The sequence below is a fragment of the Bacillus infantis genome (assembly GCF_008180445.1).
GTDB classification, from domain to species: domain Bacteria; phylum Bacillota; class Bacilli; order Bacillales; family Cytobacillaceae; genus Bacillus_AB; species Bacillus_AB infantis_B.
Genome location: NZ_VTER01000004.1, coordinates 120,957 through 136,750, shown reverse-complemented (window position 1 = coordinate 136,750; position 15,794 = coordinate 120,957). Strand labels below are relative to the sequence as shown.

At 46.6% G+C, this 15,794-nt stretch carries 18 protein-coding genes; 12 read left to right on the top strand and 6 right to left on the bottom strand.

Features of this window, described 5'->3' with window-relative positions; translation table 11 throughout:
- Positions 1–21: 21 nt before the first annotated feature.
- Both nadR and pnuC read right to left on the bottom strand, forming a co-directional pair.
- Positions 22–1,059 carry a multifunctional transcriptional regulator/nicotinamide-nucleotide adenylyltransferase/ribosylnicotinamide kinase NadR gene (nadR, locus tag FZD51_RS08490; protein WP_148974388.1) on the bottom strand — a complete coding sequence of 346 codons (1,038 nt, stop codon included), beginning with the start codon at positions 1,057–1,059 and terminating at the stop codon, positions 22–24.
- A complete protein-coding gene (gene pnuC / locus FZD51_RS08485) occupies positions 1,056–1,751 on the bottom strand; it encodes a nicotinamide riboside transporter PnuC (RefSeq protein ID WP_148974387.1) in 696 nt (231 codons plus the stop codon). The genes nadR and pnuC overlap by 4 nt, the downstream gene beginning before the upstream one ends.
- 174 nt (positions 1,752–1,925) lie before the next feature.
- On the opposite strand from pnuC, the gene FZD51_RS26090 reads away from it, so the two are divergent.
- Positions 1,926–2,066, top strand: coding sequence for a hypothetical protein (locus FZD51_RS26090; protein ID WP_187445683.1), 141 nt, complete (start codon positions 1,926–1,928; stop codon positions 2,064–2,066).
- Between the two features lie 111 nt (positions 2,067–2,177).
- Positions 2,178–2,951, top strand: a complete 774-nt coding sequence (locus FZD51_RS08480) for an SDR family NAD(P)-dependent oxidoreductase (protein WP_148974569.1) — start codon at positions 2,178–2,180, stop codon at positions 2,949–2,951.
- Between the two features lie 77 nt (positions 2,952–3,028).
- On the opposite strand, the gene FZD51_RS08475 is transcribed toward FZD51_RS08480, so the two are convergent.
- A complete protein-coding gene (locus tag FZD51_RS08475) occupies positions 3,029–3,478 on the bottom strand; it encodes a chemotaxis protein CheX (RefSeq protein WP_148974386.1) in 450 nt (149 codons plus the stop codon).
- Positions 3,479–3,855: 377 nt separating this feature from the next.
- Here FZD51_RS08475 and FZD51_RS08470 point away from each other — a divergent pair, with 377 nt between their 5' ends.
- From FZD51_RS08470 to FZD51_RS08435, 8 genes are all read left to right on the top strand, one after another.
- Complete coding sequence (locus FZD51_RS08470) at positions 3,856–4,941, top strand: type III polyketide synthase (RefSeq protein WP_148974385.1); 1,086 nt, start codon at positions 3,856–3,858, stop codon at positions 4,939–4,941.
- Between the two features lies 1 nt (position 4,942).
- Complete coding sequence (locus FZD51_RS08465) at positions 4,943–5,518, top strand: isoprenylcysteine carboxyl methyltransferase family protein (RefSeq protein ID WP_148974384.1); 576 nt, start codon at positions 4,943–4,945, stop codon at positions 5,516–5,518.
- Between the two features lie 452 nt (positions 5,519–5,970).
- A complete protein-coding gene (locus tag FZD51_RS08460; protein WP_148974383.1) occupies positions 5,971–9,621 on the top strand; it encodes a dynamin family protein in 3,651 nt (1,216 codons plus the stop codon).
- Between the two features lie 4 nt (positions 9,622–9,625).
- Positions 9,626–10,375: a nucleotidyltransferase domain-containing protein gene (locus FZD51_RS08455; RefSeq protein ID WP_187445682.1), complete on the top strand. Its 750-nt coding sequence runs from the start codon at positions 9,626–9,628 to the stop codon at positions 10,373–10,375.
- Positions 10,376–10,381: 6 nt separating this feature from the next.
- Entirely contained in the window at positions 10,382–10,594 is a 213-nt protein-coding gene (locus FZD51_RS08450) for a hypothetical protein (protein WP_148974381.1), read from the top strand.
- Positions 10,569–11,408: a sulfurtransferase gene (locus tag FZD51_RS08445; RefSeq protein WP_148974380.1), complete on the top strand. Its 840-nt coding sequence runs from the start codon at positions 10,569–10,571 to the stop codon at positions 11,406–11,408. The genes FZD51_RS08450 and FZD51_RS08445 overlap by 26 nt, the downstream gene beginning before the upstream one ends.
- A gap of 91 nt (positions 11,409–11,499) precedes the next feature.
- On the top strand, positions 11,500–12,108 hold the full coding sequence (locus FZD51_RS08440) for a hypothetical protein (protein ID WP_148974379.1): 609 nt from the start codon (positions 11,500–11,502) through the stop codon (positions 12,106–12,108).
- Positions 12,109–12,236: 128 nt separating this feature from the next.
- Entirely contained in the window at positions 12,237–13,136 is a 900-nt protein-coding gene (locus FZD51_RS08435) for a 5'-3' exonuclease (RefSeq protein WP_148974378.1), read from the top strand.
- A 54-nt stretch (positions 13,137–13,190) separates the two neighbouring features.
- On the opposite strand, the gene sspL is transcribed toward FZD51_RS08435, so the two are convergent.
- Positions 13,191–13,328, bottom strand: a complete 138-nt coding sequence (sspL, locus tag FZD51_RS08430; protein ID WP_022544111.1) for a small, acid-soluble spore protein L — start codon at positions 13,326–13,328, stop codon at positions 13,191–13,193.
- 118 nt (positions 13,329–13,446) lie between these two features.
- Here sspL and FZD51_RS08425 point away from each other — a divergent pair, with 118 nt between their 5' ends.
- On the top strand, positions 13,447–13,944 hold the full coding sequence (locus tag FZD51_RS08425; RefSeq protein ID WP_148974377.1) for a divergent PAP2 family protein: 498 nt from the start codon (positions 13,447–13,449) through the stop codon (positions 13,942–13,944).
- 29 nt (positions 13,945–13,973) lie between these two features.
- Entirely contained in the window at positions 13,974–14,243 is a 270-nt protein-coding gene (locus FZD51_RS08420; protein WP_101550137.1) for a DUF6123 family protein, read from the top strand.
- Positions 14,244–14,392: 149 nt separating this feature from the next.
- Here FZD51_RS08420 and FZD51_RS08415 read toward each other — a convergent pair whose 3' ends face one another.
- The gene (locus FZD51_RS08415; RefSeq protein ID WP_148974376.1) at positions 14,393–15,316 is read right to left on the bottom strand and encodes a DMT family transporter; all 924 of its coding nucleotides are present in this window, start codon (positions 15,314–15,316) and stop codon (positions 14,393–14,395) included.
- The gene (locus tag FZD51_RS08410) at positions 15,313–15,720 is read right to left on the bottom strand and encodes a reverse transcriptase-like protein (protein ID WP_148974568.1); all 408 of its coding nucleotides are present in this window, start codon (positions 15,718–15,720) and stop codon (positions 15,313–15,315) included. Before FZD51_RS08410 ends, FZD51_RS08415 begins: the two co-directional genes overlap by 4 nt.
- Positions 15,721–15,794 lie beyond the last annotated feature (74 nt).

Sequence of the window (15,794 nt, the reverse complement as noted above, 5' to 3'; positions counted from 1 at the left end):
CAGGATGCCCTTTCAGCTTTGTCATTTTCCTTCCAGCAGCTCATCCGTAAATCTTATGCTCTTTTCCAGCCTCTCCCTGTAGCTGCCTTTGATTATTTTATAGGATACATGATGTTCATCAAGGAGAGATTTCAGAAGGAGGTGATTCTTCCAGCGCAAATCCTGATCCCCGAAGCTTCTTGTCCCGTCATCGACCCAATCCACATCCGGCTCCAATAATAGCCATAAATCATACTCCTGCAGCCTGGCCATTTCATCGAGCACAGGCTGTCTTTTATTCAGATAGGCGTGAGAGAAAAACTGGGTGGTGATTGCCTCAGTATCAACAAAAAGGATTTTGTCTGCCAGCTTCAGCTGCTTCCATTCCTCCAGCTTATGAGCATATGCAATATGGGGGTAATCTTCCGGTACTGTTATTCCCTCGCATCCTCCAAGTTCTTCGTAAAAGGTCCGGCCATACTCCTTCACAAAAGAAGTATTATAAAGCTGTGCCATATTGGCTGCCAGCGTGGATTTTCCGCAGCTTTCGGTCCCGGCAATCACCACTTTTTTGACGAAATGCGGCCGGACGCATTTAGGCACCATATCCCAATGCTTCAGCACACCATCTTTCCTGAACATCGTACCTGATACCGGATATCTTTTTCTCTCCGGATCTATGAGGATATGCTCAGCTTCCGGGTAAAGACGGGAAAAAATCGGTCCATAATCCGGCTCTGAGCTGAACACAAAATCAATCGGACTGCCGATTGCGGCACGGATCTTTTTTGCGCCATTTTCCCAATCGGAGAAAGAGCCGGTCTGTTCATCATAAATTTCATGGACATGTACATGCGGCAGCTCCCTGGTCAGCTGTTTCCACCAGCGGAGCCGCAGTGTAAAGCTGACATGCTCTGCACAGCTGCCTTCACAAAGCTTTCTTTCATAGTCACTGTCGTGTGAGATGATGACATGAAGCTCGTCAGCTATTGAAGCTGCCGCCGTCATGCTGTATACATGGCCAAGATGGGGGAAAGGAAGGAACTTTCCCCCGTACATACCAATTGTTTTTTTCTTCAAACCGCTGCAGCTCCCTGTTTTTTATAAAGTTTCGTCCAATTTATATAACCATAAATGCTGTTAAACAAGAATGCCGTCCACATGACGAGCATAGATATATCATTGCCCCCTGTTGAAATCAGAGCATTGAACCAGAGGATGACCGACAGGACATTAACAAGGATCCATAGAAGCCACTGCTCGGCAAATCTTCTTAGCATCAATATCTGTGCTGTTACGGAAAGGACATTTGTGGCAGAGTCAATATAAACAGATCTTCCTCCCAGATAGTCAAGGAGGAGGGCATATAGAAAAATGGACACCAGCACCGTAATTCCGAGAAGGGACCATCCCTTGGAATCAAGCGTTTTAACCTTCACATCTTCCCCTTTTATGCTGTCCTTTGTCATATTCTTTCTCCAGAGATAAATGCCGATAAACTGAATGGGAAAATAGAACAGGCCATTGAGCATGGCTTCCCCGTACAGTCCGTAGGTATAGGAAATGTAAGCATATGTCCCTGTCTGGATAATGCCAAAATAATAGTTTGCGATTTTTCCCTTTGCTACGAGGACAACGCAAAGCATCCCGGCCAAAGAAGAAATAAGGCCAAGAAGGGAATCCCGCCAGGCAATAAACAAATACACGTTAATAAGTGTAAAAACAAGAAGCCAGCTTATTTCAAATATCGTCCAATCACGGAATCTTTTCATGGTTTCCTCCTATAAAAGCAGATGCGGCCATACAGCCTAAAACTTATTATAGGTGATTATTTTCTGAATAGGGAATAATTTTCCTGTTTTTTTACCATGGAAGCTTAGCGCAGGAACAATTTGTTTTTATTAAAATAAAATATAATTGCAGCAATACAGACTGAGGGTGAAAAAGTGGAAAAGTTCTATTGTGAGCATTGCAGGCTCCTTTACAATGAAGAGGGAAGCTGTAAAGTATGCGGTTCTGCTGCAGGCAAAAAGATTATTATAAACGTCCAGGCACAGGAGCTTTCATCTGATAATTCCAAGGAATAGGCTAAAAGGGCGCCGGCTGCGTGCCCTTTTTCCTGCATGAGGCAGAGAGTTAGGTGTCCTGGCATGCTGTATGTTAAAATTTATATGAATTTTCTAAAAAGGGTGATGGATATGTATTTGCCTGATTTCAGGGTAGAGGGGAAAAAGGCATTAGTGACCGGTGCGGGGCGGGGAATAGGACGGGCCCTTGCGATTGGGCTGGCAGAGGCAGGCGCAGATGTAGCCCTGCTGGCAAGAACGAAGGCCGATCTGGAGGAAACCGCCGCAGAAGTGAGGAAGACTGGTAGGGAGGCCATCGTCATCCAGGCTGATGCAGCCAAAAGGGAAGATGTACATAATGCAGTCAGAACCGCTGCAGAACATTGGGGAAGACTGGATATTGCCGTCAACAATGCAGGCATGAATATCCGTTCTAAAGCGCTTGATGTAACAGATGAAGAATGGCAGACAATTATGGATACGAATCTCAAATCCGCTTTCATGGTCTCCCAGGAGGCCGGAAGGATTATGAAGGACAGCGGGACACCTGGCAGAATCATTACAATTGCCTCAGTTGCCGGACATGTCGCTTTAAGGACGGGGGTTGTGTATGCAGCAACAAAAGCGGCTTTAATCCAGATGACTAAAGTACTTGCCATGGAATGGGGCCCTTATAATATTAACGTCAATGCAATAGGTCCGTGGTATTTCAAAACGCCGCTTACAGAAAAGCTCCTTGCAGATCCGGAATATCTGCAGGAAATATTGGATGTTACGCCGCTGAACAGGGTCGGCGAGCTTGAAGAGCTGGTTGGTCCGACAGTATTCCTGGCGAGTGCTGCCGGCAGCTATGTGACCGGCCAGACACTATTTGTTGATGGCGGCATGACGATTAAAGGATTTTAGACAGGATAGCCAAATCCCCCGGCGATGTGCCGGGGGATGTCTTTTCTTTTTATCCAGCTGATAGGCGTGCGCTGAGATTATTCAAGCATCAGGACGACCATCAGCTCACCTGCGCCTGCAATCTTTACAGGCAGGCTGTAGGCCTTCTCAAACCCATAGACCTTCGTCTCGCCTACAAGGACAGTAGGGGTGGTGATATCAATTTGCAGGCCCTGCCCTGATAAATAAATTGATAGATTGCCGGCAATCATGTTTCCGAGTTCACCTGCAAAAGATTCCAGCATTTCACCTTCCAGAAGCATACCAAACATAGCTTCGCCGATTTTGCTGAAAACCTGCTCTTCTCCATCTATAATGATTCTGCCCGGCAAATCGCCCGTCATTCCAATCAGCACACCGATGCTATGCTGTGTAAAGGGCTGTGAAAATTGCGCCGGCTCCTCAACTGAAGACTCAAAAGGAAAAACACTTTTAATTGATTCAATAGTCCCGCTAATGATATCTTCAATACTTTTTGTCAATGACATGAACGATCCCTCCAGCAACCAGCTATCATTAATATTAACATAATTTCCCGATGCTGGTAGTATGTTTTTGCAAAAATACCCCTGATTATTTCCCGGGATACACAGGGCAAAAGCAGCAGGGATAAAAGTATCGCTCCAGGTGGATATTAATTGGAAAAGATTAAATAATGAATGCCCCTGTAAAACAATATATAATAAAAGAGCACAGCAACTCCTTCAAAACGTGAAGCTTCCTCCGGGCGGGGAAGCTTTTTTTTTGTTTCGTGCCCCTGTACATGCGCTTCCGGATTTCCATTCCGGTTGAAAACCTGTGTATAATACTTCTTTGTTTGGAAAAATTAACAAGGAATTGTTTATAGAGCGAGGAGCGTATTAGAATGCCAGCTATCATCTCGGCTGCTGAAGCCATTCCTGCCCACAGGCTGGAGCAGGGACAAGTAATGGAGTTTGCAAGGGACTTGTTTTCGGAGTCCTTCAAGGATGTTGAAAGGCTTTTAAAAGCCTTCCATAATGGCCAGATACATAAGAGGCATTTTGCCAAAGGAATGGACTGGTACAGGCGTGAACATTCTTTTGAAGAAAAGAATGAGGCTTTTATTGAGTGTGCGGTAGAGCTTGGGTCAGAGGCCATACGGAATTGCCTCCATAACAGACAGTTTCTGGGACGAAAAATAGATTATTCGGAGATTGATGCCATATTCATGGTGACAAGCAGCGGAATTGCCACTCCAAGCCTGGACGCAAGAATCATGAACGTCCTGCCTTTTTCACAGCATATAAAAAGGATCCCTTTATGGGGGCTCGGCTGTGCCGGAGGAGCGTCAGGGTTATCAAGGGCTTATGAGTACTGCCTTGCTTATCCAAAGGCGAAAGTGATTGTCCTGGCAGTCGAGCTTTGCAGCCTGACCTTCCAGAAAAATGATCGGAGCAAAAGCAATCTGATCGGCACATCTTTATTTGCGGACGGTGCTGCATGTGTCTTAATGGCCGGTGATCATGCGGAATTGGTTAATATGGAGCGTTCTCACGCCATTCCAAGGATAATTGGCACAGCTTCGACAACCATGCCAGATTCTCTTGACGTAATGGGGTGGGATGTGAGGAACGAGGGTCTCTTTGTAGTGTTTTCCAAGGATATTCCCTCCATCATTGAAAACTGGCTCAAGCCCAATGTAGAAAGCTTTCTGAAAAGGATGGACACCAGGCTGGACGAAATAGAACATTTTGTCGCTCATCCCGGCGGGAAAAAGGTGCTGGATGCCTATGTCACCAGCCTGCAGTTTTCTCCCCATATGACAGATATATCCCTTCAGGTGCTGAAGGAGTTCGGCAATATGTCTTCTGCTACGATCTTGTATGTACTGAGAAGATTCATGGAAAAAGGGAAGGCAGGCGAGCTTGGGATTGCGGCTGCACTGGGGCCGGGCTTCAGCTCTGAACTGCTGTTGCTGAGGTGGGAATGATATGGATTTGTTCACCGTTTTTATTTTGATCATCATGCTGCAAAGGGTCGGGGAACTGGCAGTAGCCAGAAGCAATGAAAAATGGATGAAAGGCCGGGGAGCCCTTGAGTTTGGCAAGGGGCACTACAGTATAATGGTCATGATTCATGCTTCTTTCTTTCTTTTTTACAGTTTTGAGGTTTTGTGGGGGGGCAGGACTCTTTCATCCTTGTGGCCAGCTATTTTAACAGTGATCATCATCACGCAGGCTGGCAGGCTGTGGGCGCTGCTTTCCCTGGGGAAGTACTGGAATACAAAAATCCTGGTTATACCACATGCCAATGTGGTCATGAGGGGGCCTTACCGGTTCATCCGGCATCCGAACTATGTAATTGTAACCTTGGAATTCCTCGCTTTTCCTCTGATGTTCCAGGCGTACTGGACATTGGCCGTATTTTCAATTCTCAATCTTGCCATCCTCTCGGTCAGGATACCTGCAGAAGAACAGGCTCTCAGCGGCCTGACTGAATACCGGCAAAAATTGCAGCATAACCGTTTTCTTCCTGGAAGAAAACGAATTCCTGAAGAAAGCAGTTGAAAATGATTATCATTAATGCTAAACTTCTAAATGAGGCTGAATATTATTCTCAATTGAAAAAATAATTCAACCAAGGACGGTGTTACATATGGTATCTGTTTTTATAATAGGTGTGATTGCTGTATACTCGTTTGTCATGAAGCACGTCTTAAGCCATGTTGCTAAGCCGCAGACAGTGAAATAAAATATCCCAGGCCCTTTCCCTTTAAGGAAAGGGTTTTTTGTTTATATTTTTTAGCTTGGCTGGGTTAGTGTACCTTGTTGATTTTGGGCTCACGCGTGTAAAACTCTGTTATACACGCATTTCAGCACAGCAACAATGTTCAACAAAGCCTTTAGCTTATAAAAGCTCCTTCCGCACGGCCTTGCAGCTGCATAGTTATAAATATATGAAAAGAGCGAATTATCGTTTAAAATGATAGTAAATTCATAAAAGCAAGGAGAAGTATCGGATGTCATTCACATTGCCAGAACAGCGGACAGCAGAGATGCTCAACAAAGCCGCTGCCCTTCATGATTATTTAGCAGAACAGAAAGATGCCCACACAGCGGAAAAGGCGGGCCAGCTTGCCAGAAAAATCAGCCGGGATGAGTTTACTATTGCTTTTTGCGGCCACTTCTCAGCCGGAAAATCAAGCATGATCAATAAAATCATCGGTGAAGACCTCTTGCCGTCAAGCCCGATCCCTACCAGCGCCAATTTAGTGAAAATTAAAGCGGGGGAGGATTATGCCAAGGTCTATTTTAAAGAAGGAAATCCCCGCCTCTATCCTGCTCCATATGATTATGAGCGTGTAAAGCAGTATTGCCGGGATGGCGGCCAGATCCACTCGATCGAAATCAGCAAGCCGGGAACAAGCCTTCCGGAGAATATTGCAGTCATGGATACACCGGGAATCGATTCGGCAGATGACGCCCACAGAATTTCAACAGAATCTGCCCTTCACCTTTCCGACCTCATTTTTTACGTGATGGATTATAATCATGTCCAGTCAGAGCTTAATTTTCTGTTTACAAAAGAGCTTGCCGCTGCTGGAAAAGAGATTTATCTGATCATCAATCAGATTGACAAACACCGTGAAGAAGAAATAAGCATGGCTAAGTTCAAAGCCAGTGTGAGAGAGTCATTTTCTTCCTGGGGGGTTCAGCCTGAACATATTTTTTATACATCACTAAAGCAAGAGAATCATCCTCATAATCAGTTCGGAAAGCTGCGCCAATTCATCCATGAAAAGATGGCTTTAAGCAGGGAATTGCTTCCCCGGGCGGCAGAGGAAGCTATAAAAAGGCTCGCTGATGAGCATATCCGATTCCGGGAGGCGCTCGATGAGTCAGAAGAACAGCGTTTGAACGGAATATTGGAAGGGCTTCCGGCACAGCGGAGGGAGACTTTAGAAAAGGACGCTGCTGCTTTGGAGGATAAGCTCAATAAGAGAAAGGCAGAAAGGGATTCCTTCCAGGAACATCTTGGAAAGGAGCTGGAAAAGGTATTAAAGAATGCTTACCTGATGCCTTACCAGACAAGGGAGCTTGCAGAAAAGTATCTCGAATCCCGTCAGCCGGGATTCAAAGTCGGCCTGTTTTTCTCACGCCAGAAAACCGGGGAGGAATCAGCCCGCCGCCTTGATGCTTTTTATCAGGATCTGCACGATCGGGTGAAGTCAGAGCTGGTCTGGCATATAAAGGAAGTGTTTTCAAGAACCATAAAAGAAAAAGAGCTCCATGATCCTGAACTGCTGGAGGCTGTGCAAAGCTTCTCCATCCCGTTTACAGCGCAGATGATCGAACAGACTGTGAAAAGCGGAGCCATGCTGACAGGTGAATATGTGCTTAACTATACAGAGGATGTTGCCTCAGCGGTGAAAAAAACGGCTAAGGATCATTTCGGACAGATCAAAAATATCATGATCCAAAAGGCGGCAGAAAACTCTTCCGAAGCCATTGAAAAATCAGAAGCGGAATACAGGGAAATCAAAGGTCTTGCAAAAGCGTGGATCAGCCTGAATGAAATGAAAGAAAAACAGCTGGCCGCAAAAATGAGGCTGGAGCATGTAATCCATGAAGACTATCCTTCTGATCAGCTCAGTGCCAGCGCAATCGAGCTGACAGCGGACACAGAAACAGCCGAAGTTGCGCCGGATGAAGAAGAAAACTTTGCAGATAAGGTGAACGATAAAGCAGAGATGGAAGAAGAAGAGCTTCAATTTGCCGGGCGAAGCGCAGACCCGGATGACATAATCAAAAAGCTAATATTTACAGCTGAAAATCTGAAGGGCGTTCCCGGCTTTTCCAAGACTGCTTCCGAATTGGCCAGAAAAGCAGCGCGGCTGAAGGACAAGGACTATACGGTTGCATTATTCGGAGCCTTCAGTGCCGGCAAGTCATCGTTCGCAAATGCGCTGATTGGCGAAAGGCTGCTGCCGGTTTCGCCAAATCCTACTACAGCAGCAATCAATAAGATCAGGCCTGTCGATCATGACCATGCCCATGGCACAAGCCTTGTGCATTTCAAAACAGCCGAGGTTCTTTACGGAGATGTCAATCGTTCCCTTAAGGCTTTCAATGAACAGGCATCAGATCTTGAAGATGCCCTGCGAAAAATCGGGAAGCTTAGTGAAGCAGGGGATCTGAACAGCAGTGAAAAAACCCATCTGGCATTTCTGAATGCCTTTTCGAAAGGTTATCCGGAGTACCGTGCCAAGCTGGGAGATACGATGACAGCGAGTCTGGCAGAATTCGGGGCCTTTGTGGCAGATGAAGAGAAATCCTGTCTGGTGGAGCTGATTGAGGTGTTTTATGACTGCCCATTGACGAGGCAGGGCATCACCCTTGTCGACACTCCTGGAGCGGATTCCATCAATGCCCGCCATACAGGCGTTGCATTCGATTATATAAAAAATTCTGATGCCATCCTTTTTGTCACCTATTATAATCATGCATTTTCAAGGGCTGACAGGGAATTCCTCATCCAGCTTGGAAGGGTGAAGGAGTCTTTCGAACTCGACAAAATGTTCTTTGCCGTCAATGCAGTGGATCTCGCCTCAAGTGAGGAGGAGATGGAGTCTGTGCTCCGCTATGTGGAAGATCAGCTGACTCAGTATGGTATTCGCCGGCCGCATCTGTATCCGGTCTCAAGTCTTCTTGGACTGCAGGAGAAGCTGGGGAAGGCAGCCGGCAAATCTTATTTGGCAGAGTTCGAGAAACGGTTTTATTCGTTCATTTCCAGCGAGCTCTCCGCCATTGCCGTAAACTCGGCTGAAAATGAATGGGAACGCGCAATCGGCCAGCTCAGGAGCTTTATCCGCTCTTCCCGGGAAGATGAGTCGGCAAAGCAGATGAAACGCGAGAAGATAGCGGGGGAGAAGGCTGGAGTCCGGGATATTCTTGAAAAAGGCTCTTCCCTGGTGCTGAAGAAAAGGCTTGAACAGGAAGCGGATGAGCTCATTTTTTACATTAAGCAGCGGGTATTTTTCAGGTTCGGCGATTTTATCAAAGAAGCCTTTAATCCTTCTGTCCTGAAAGATGATGGAAGGAATATGAAGAAAGCACTCCAGGATGCCCTGGCAGACTTTCTAAGCTCTTTCGGGTTTGATTTTGCCCAGGAGATGAGGGCGACCTCGCTGAGACTTGAGGTATTCGCCGGCAAGCTGGCAAAGGAAGCCCAGGCCTCCCTGGTATCTTCCATCAGCAAAATCAGCGGAGACATTACGTTTACAGAATTTGAAGTCTCCAGCCATTCAGGGCTTGATTTCACATCCGCTTTTTCGGACCTGGAGCACGTGCTGTTCAAAAAGGCTTTAAGCTATTTTAAAAGTCCGAAGACATTCTTTGAACAGGATGGCAGAAAACAGCTGGGCGAGGAACTGCACAAAGTGCTGGATGGACCGGCTGACCATTACCTGTCTTCCGGGAGCAGCAGGCTGAAAGACTATTATGCAGGCATTCTGGAAGAAGAATACCGAAAGCTGACTGCCGAAATGGCAGATCAGGCAGCAGAATACTTTGAAGGGATTTCCGCGGCGCTGAGTGATGAAATTCCTCTTGAAAAGTTGACTGAACTGGAGCGCTCACTCGTCCAGTTCACATCTGGCAGTAAAGGGTGATCGCGTGAAGGAGTGGCTTCAGGACCTGGAAAAGAAGCATAACATCACCATATATTATGCATGTGAAGCAGGAAGCCGCGCCTGGGGAACGGCTTCCGAACAATCGGATTACGATGTTCGTTTTATTTACAAATACAATGAGGTACGCAGCTATTTAGCATTAAAGCCTGAGCAGCAGACAATCGTCCATGCCTCGCCTGCAGACTCGGCAGGCTGGGATTTGTTAAAGGCTTTCAGCCTGCTGGAAAAATCGAATCCGAGCCTGTATGAATGGGCGTATTCGCCAATCGTCTATATTGACAGGCAGGATTTTGCCAGCCGCCTCCGGAACTTCATCAGTGAAGAATATTCTTCTTTTAAGCTTGCAAAGCATTATCAGGGACTGATGGTTCGGAACTTAAAAGAAATCACGGGCAAGGAATTGACGCCAAGGAGGCAGAAACAGCTGATCCACGCTGCAAGGTCCGGCCTGCTGGCAGGAATGCTGTCAAAAGAAAATAAAGCTGTGCCCTGGACCGATCTCTTTGCCTGTGCACCTGAAGCACAGGACTTTGCCAAAGTACTGCAACACTATCATATCCTTGGAGAAGCGAAGGCCAGCGGCAGACTGATAAAGGAAAGCGAAAGAGCAGAATTGGAAGTCCTTTTATTCCGGCAGACAAACCAGCTGGACACTCCGGCAGGGGAGGCCGGCAATAGGGAAAATACCAGGGGGAAGCTGAACCAATGGCTTTGGGAACTTCTCGATATTTAGGGGGGAATGATGGGGAAATCATTTCATGCTTGTGCTACCTGCATCCATTTCCAGGCAGAGAGGGCCGGGGGGAAAATGGAGTACCGGTGCAGGCGGCTCGGCTTTGACACATTGCCATATTACAGATTCAATTGCTGGAATCCAAAGGAAAATGTCAGGAAACTGATGGAGAAAAGGGAAGGGGGAAAAGAAAATGAAATGGGTGAAAGAACTGAATGAGGTGGTAGAAGGGCTCGGCAGCGAAGACGTCAGGTTCTGTGATTGCCGGTTCAGTCTGGGGGAGCCGGAAAAAGGGGAACAGGCCTATCTTGAGGAACATATCCCGGGCGCTGTTTATTTTCACTTGGAAAAGGACCTTTCCGGACAAGTGTCAAAGCATGGCGGAAGGCACCCCCTCCCGGATATGGATGATTTCAAGGGAAAACTTGAACAGGCGGGAATCTCCAATCATTCAACTGTCATTGCTTATGACGGCGGAGAAGGGGCGTTTGCTGCAAGATTATGGTGGCTGCTGAAATATGCCGGCCAGGAAAACGTCTATGTCCTGAATGGCGGCTTCAAAGCATGGAAGAAGGAAGGACAGCCTGTGACAAAAGAAATTCCCCACATTGCGAGGAGTGAATATAACTTAAGCCTGAATGCCGATATACTGGCTGATGCAGAAGAGGCAAAAAAGGTTTCCGCGGCTGAAAGCAAGAAAACCTTAATAGATTCACGGGAGAAAAAACGCTATCTGGGAATAGAGGAGCCTATTGATAAAAAAGCGGGCCATATTCCCGGAGCCGTCAATTACCCATGGACAGACGGATTCTATGGCGGAAAATACAGGAATGCAGAAGGACAAAGAAAAAGATTCAGCAGCATCAGCCCGGAAGATTCTGTCATTGTTTATTGCGGTTCAGGCGTCACGGCCGCCCCGAATTACATTGCTTTAAAGGAAGCAGGCTATGAAAATGTAAAGCTCTATATCGGCAGCTTCAGCGACTGGATTTCCTATGAGGAGAATCCAGTCGCTCAGGCAGCTGGCAAATAAAAAGAAAATCCCTTAAAAAGGGATTTTTTTACTTTTGCTTCTATTGTATAATTGAGAAGGTTCTGAAATATTATTAGGGGGATCTTTTTTCATGAGCACAGGCTATACCATTACAAAAAAGAGAAAAACGGAAAAGAGCCAAATCTTTGTTTCATGTGCGATCATCTTGATATTGTCGTCGTGTTTTGTGCCGATTTTCATCCTGATACCTCTGCAGGAAATCCTGTTTTCACCATCAGGGGAATGGTTCTTTGAACCATTGAGGGCTGCTTATGGCGTTTTCATTGCCGGCCTGCTGCTGCTTGCAGCCATATGCATAACTGCAGCTGTTCTCATTAGCAGGCAGAGAATGACAGCAGGATTGAAAGGGTTATTGGCAGGCAGTGCTGTTATTGGTGTGCTGCTCATCCTGCTTAGTACAGATGGGTATCATTATGCAGACCAGAAGGGCATTACCATCGACCCTATTTTTTCGCTGAAGGAAAAAACATACACATGGGATGAAGTGGCAGCTGCGGAGCAGACAGCCAAACTATCAGGAGGAATAGCAACTGATGACAAATTCATTGTGACCTTTAAGGATGGAAAGAAATATTCCATGGTGCTGAATAACAATGTAGTCAAAGCAAGGGTTGCCATGCAGTATGTACTCAAAGAAAAGGGAATAGAAGTCATAAAAAAAGACCCGCAGGCAGAGTGATGGACCTGTAAACAGAAAGGCCTTTACAAGGCCTTTTTACTGTTAAAGGACCCTAAATCTTTACAGGGAAGCCGTGTCTTCATCCATGTTATAATAGTGAAATATGAAGAGAAAAGGGGCTGTACAATATGAATGAAAATAAACCTTCCCTGCTGCTTGTTGATGGCATGGCGCTCTTATTCAGGGCGTTCTTTGCAACTGCTGTCACCGGCCAGTTTATGATCAATTCAAAAGGGGTTCCGACTAATGCGATCCAGGGATTCCTGAAGCATTTTTTCACGGCCGTATCATCCTTTAAGCCAACACATGTGGCTGTTTGCTGGGATATGGGCAGCAAAACCTTCAGGACTGAAATGTTCAGCGAATATAAAGCAAACCGCTCAGAAGCTCCAATCGAACTGCTTCCACAGTTCGATCTGGTTAAAGAAGCTGTAGAAGCTTTGGATATTCCCAACATCGGGCTGGCCGGGTTTGAAGCCGATGACTGCATCGGCACGATTGCGAGAAATCTTCAGCAGGAGGCCAGGGTTTCAATCCTGACGGGCGATCAGGATATTCTGCAGCTCCTTGACGAAGATATTTCGGTCATCCTGCTTAAAAAAGGGTTTGGCAATTATCTTGTCCATACAGCAGACACCTTTTATGAAGAAAAAGGGATTACGCCAAGGCAGATGATCGACCTCAAAGCTTTTATGGGAGATCCAAGCGATAACTATCCAGGGGTAAAAGGAATCGGCGAAAAAACAGCATTGAAGCTTCTGCAGCAGTTCGAACATGTGGATGGCGTTATCGAGAATCTGGATAAGCTCACAAAAGCGCAAAAAGCTAAAATTGAAGAGGGGCTGGAAATGCTCCATCTGAGCAGGCAGCTGGCAGAGATTAAATGCGATGTACCAGTCGAATGCGTACTGGAGGATGCCGTTTATAAAATCAATCAGCAAAAGGCGATGGAAAAGTTCAGTGAACTGGAATTAAGGGGGCTGTACAGGCACCTCGAAAAGCTTGAGGAAAGTAAGAGCCTTGCCTGAGTTCAGCATAGTATAAGATTGGAGGAGCTGCCATAGCTGCAGCTCCTTTTGCTGTTATTTCGTATTTTTCTTTTTTGCAGCATTCTCAAGCTTGCTTTTTGGCTCTTCGGCAAACTCGGCATCCTGTCCGTAGCCTTGGGGATTGACGCCAGGGGCTTTTTTCCCCCTGTTGGCATGGCCGTTTTTACTCACGTGCATTCACCTCCGGAAAAGGTATGCAGCTGCTGATTATTGCACCTGCAGCTTTAGTATTTGCCAAACGAATATTTAAACCCCCTCATCTTCACAATATAAGATGAGGTGATGGCCATTGAATAAAGGAGTAATTGTAGCGCTGCTCAGCATCTGCCTTGCACAGGGCATGAAAATACCTCTCCACTTTCTAAAGAAAAGGGAATGGAAGCCGGGTTTGTTTTTCCAGACAGGGGGGATGCCGAGTTCCCATTCAGCAGGCGTGTCCTCCCTGACTACATTCATCGCCCTGAAACGCGGGATGCCGACAATTGATTTTGCTTTGTCCCTTGTGTTCGGCCTGATTGTCATGTATGATGCCCAGGGTATTCGGAGGCAGACGGGCGAGCTGACCTTGAAGGTTAACTCTATGGAAGAGCTGATGGACAAAGTCCATAAAGATGAAGCTGTTGAATTCAGTGAAGAAAAACCGAAAAAGCTTAAAGAAATGCTCGGGCATCAGCCACAGGAAGTGCTGGGAGGCGCCCTGCTTGGAATCCTTACCGGTTCGGCAGGCTATCTGCTCTCAAAAAAAGATAGAAAATTGTCGAAATTTAAGGTAAAATTTAGAAGATAGGATGACAAGATTCAGGGAGCTGCAGCATATTGAAAACCGTTGAAGAATATTTGACTCACCTTGAAAGCAAAGGCTTTCAATTCCGTGAAGACGCAAAAGGATTTGTATACTTTGGCAAGCAATATACGAATGCCTCGGATGAACTGGCAAATGCCGCTATCGAAATAACACTAAAAGCACAAAAAGCCTTTGACGGGAGCTTTTATGTGTCCCTGCTGGAAATGCTGATAGCAAATGGGATCACTACCCGCAAAGAAGCGCTCCATTTCATCAAACAAAAAGAGCTTTTGGCTATATAAGCCAGAGGGGAGGCCCGTGCCTCTCCTCTTTTTTTATCCTGCAGTTTGGATTGGTGCAGCTGCCGGAGAAGAAATATAGGCCCTGGCAAGTGCCAGGGCCTATCGTCTCTATAAACGGCATTCAGCCGTGCTTTCTGCTGTCTTCTATATTAAGCGGATTTTTGCTCACGGGCCGCTGCTCGTTTTTCCTTACTCGAAGGCATCTCTGCATAGACCATGCCCGCAAAAATCAGCCCGCATCCAGCAAGGGCTGTAATGGTAAGGCGGTCCCCTGCCCAGAAATAACCGGCTGCCGCGGCAAAGACTGGCTCCATTGCAAAGATTAGCGCCACTCTCGTGGGAGTGGTGAATTTCTGGAAGGCAGTTTGAGCCAAAAAGGCGAGAGCGGTTGCAAATAGGGAAGTCACCAGCAAAGCTGTAACCACATTTGCTTCGAGGATGATATCAGGATTAAGAGCTGACTGCCAATCCTCGAAAAAGATAGCAGAAACACTTGAAAGAGCTGACACAGTCAGTATTTGCACAACAGTCAAAAGCAGGGCCGGATGATGTTTGCTGAATTTGCCGGTGAAAATGATATGAAGGGCAAATCCTGCAGCACAGACAAAGGTCAGCATATCCCCTTTGTTCAGGGAAGATGCATCAGTCATGGCGAGCAGATAGAGGCCGGCCGCCGCAGCAGCCACTCCGATGACGCTGTTGCCGCCTGGCTTCATTTTCAGGAGAGCAAATGATAATAAAGGGACCATCACTACACTTAAGCCCGTAATAAAGCCTGCTTTTGAAGAAGTTGTATAAAGAAGGCCGGCTGTCTGGAAGGCATATCCTGCAAACAGCCAAAGGCCAATAAATATTCCGGAGGACACCAGCTTCCAATTGAGATGGACCAGCTGCTCCCGTTTAAAAATAACGAGCCACACGGCAAGGAGCATACCTGCGATAAAAAAACGCACCGCATTGAATGTGAAAGGCTCCAGAAAAGAAATGGCATTCTGGACCAGCACAAAGGTTGCACCCCACACGAGTGCTACCAGAAGAAGGCAGATATCTGCCAATGACCGGGACTGTTTCATTCGACGGTCCCATCTTTCCCATTGCCGCGGACCGCTTTCCTGGCCAGTTCATCGGCTGTTTTATTCTCACTGCTTGGAATCCATTTCATAAAGAAAAGGTCGAACTGCCTGGAGAGGCCCAGAGCTTTTTCCAGCAGACTGCTGTAAAGAGGGTTTTTGACGAATTCCTTCTCGACTGCTGCATTCACAAGCTGGGAATCAGTCCGAAAAGAAACGGTCCTGTAGCCATTTTGCAGGCAAATCTCCAGTCCGTGGATAAAAGCGTGGTATTCTGCCTCATGATTGCTCATTTCACCGAGCGGTATGCTATGGCGTTCAACAGTGCCTCCAGCCTTGATGAAAATTCCGGCGCCGCTTGGTCCCGGGTTGCCGGCGCTTGCACCGTCGATATATACTTCGATCATCATCGCAAATCCTCCATATAAAAGAATGAAACTTGCTTATCCCGCATGAGAACGGGTAACACTATATGTAAGTT